Raw genomic sequence first — 1,634 nt, 5'->3', positions numbered from 1 at the left:
TCGGAGAGCGTTTAGAATCGTCGATACTGTCGTGCCGAGAAAAGCCTCTAAACGAGATATAATGTTGCCCGTACCGTAAACCGACACAGGTGGGTGAGATGAGTATTCTAAGGCGCGTGGATGAACCCTTGTTAAGGAACTCTGCAAACTAGCACCGTATCTTCGGTATAAGGTGTGCCCTATTTGTTAAGAGATTTACTCTCTGAAGCATTGATGGGTCGCAGCAAAGAGTCCCTCCCGACTGTTTACCAAAAACACAGCACTCTGCTAACACGTAAGTGGATGTATAGGGTGTGACGCCTGCCCGGTGCTCGAAGGTTAAAAGGATGCGTTAGCTCTGCGAAGCGTTGAATTGAAGCCCGAGTAAACGGCGGCCGTAACTATAACGGTCCTAAGGTAGCGAAATTCCTTGTCGGTTAAATACCGACCTGCATGAATGGCGTAACGAGATGGGAGCTGTCTCAACAAGGGATCCAGTGAAATTGTAGTGGAGGTGAAAATTCCTCCTACCCGCGGAAAGACGGAAAGACCCCGTGCACCTTTACTATAGCTTGACACTGCTATTGGGATATTCATGTGCAGGATAGGTGGGAGCCGTTGATTCATAGACGCCAGTTTATGATGAGGCATCCTTGAGATACCACCCTTGAATATTCTGATAGCTAACTCCGTACGATTATCTCGTGCGAGGACAATGTCTGGTGGGTAGTTTGACTGGGGCGGTCGCCTCCTAAAAAGTAACGGAGGCTTACAAAGTTCGGTTCAGAAGGGTTGGAAATCCTTCGTAGAGTATAATGGCATAAACCGGACTGACTGTGAGACATACAAGTCGAGCAGAGTCGAAAGACGGTCATAGTGATCCGGTGGTTCTGTGTGGAAGGGCCATCGCTCAAAGGATAAAAGGTACGCCGGGGATAACAGGCTGATCTCCCCCAAGAGCTCACATCGACGGGGAGGTTTGGCACCTCGATGTCGGCTCATCGCATCCTGGGGCTGGAGCAGGTCCCAAGGGTATGGCTGTTCGCCATTTAAAGCGGTACGCGAGCTGGGTTCAGAACGTCGTGAGACAGTTCGGTCCCTATCTTCCGTGGGCGTAGGATTGTTGAGGAGAGCTGACCCTAGTACGAGAGGACCGGGTTGGACGAACCACTGGTGCACCAGTTGTCCTGCCAAGGGCATAGCTGGGTAGCTACGTTCGGATGTGATAACCGCTGAAAGCATCTAAGCGGGAAGCCAACTCCAAGATGAACAATCCCTGAAGTACGCTTGAAGACTACAAGCTTGATAGGCTGGATGTGTACGCGAAGCAATTCGTTTAGCTGACCAGTACTAATAGTACGTTTGTCTTTTTTTACAAAAGCTTCACTACCTTATTTAGTGTATATCATTAAATGATGTAATCCTTGAGTTATTTATAACGTTGACTTTAACAATTTTAAAACTACTCTTACTATGATCCCAAGGTCAACTGTAAGTACATACTTTATGTATTTACACTTGATCTTGTCTAGGTGGCTATAGAGAGAGGGAAACGCCTGGTCCCATTCCGAACCCAGAAGCTAAGCCTCTCATCGCTGATAATACTGCACCCCACGGGTGTGGGAATGTAGGTCGCTGCCTAGTTCGATCAAATT

Annotated in this window: 2 rRNA genes; both read left to right on the top strand. The window is 48.2% G+C overall.

The annotated features are described in order from the left end of the window. A 23S ribosomal RNA gene (locus tag QWY88_RS11585) occupies positions 1-1,354 on the top strand; the annotation flags it as partial. 153 nt (positions 1,355-1,507) lie between these two features. Then, a 5S ribosomal RNA gene (gene rrf / locus QWY88_RS11580) occupies positions 1,508-1,623 on the top strand. The last annotated feature ends 11 nt before the right edge of the window (positions 1,624-1,634 follow it).

Origin of the sequence: Sulfurimonas sp. hsl 1-7 (genome assembly GCF_030577135.1) — a bacterium.
In the GTDB taxonomy this organism is placed as follows: domain Bacteria; phylum Campylobacterota; class Campylobacteria; order Campylobacterales; family Sulfurimonadaceae; genus Sulfurimonas; species Sulfurimonas microaerophilus.
This window is presented reverse-complemented; position numbering and strand designations above follow the sequence as displayed.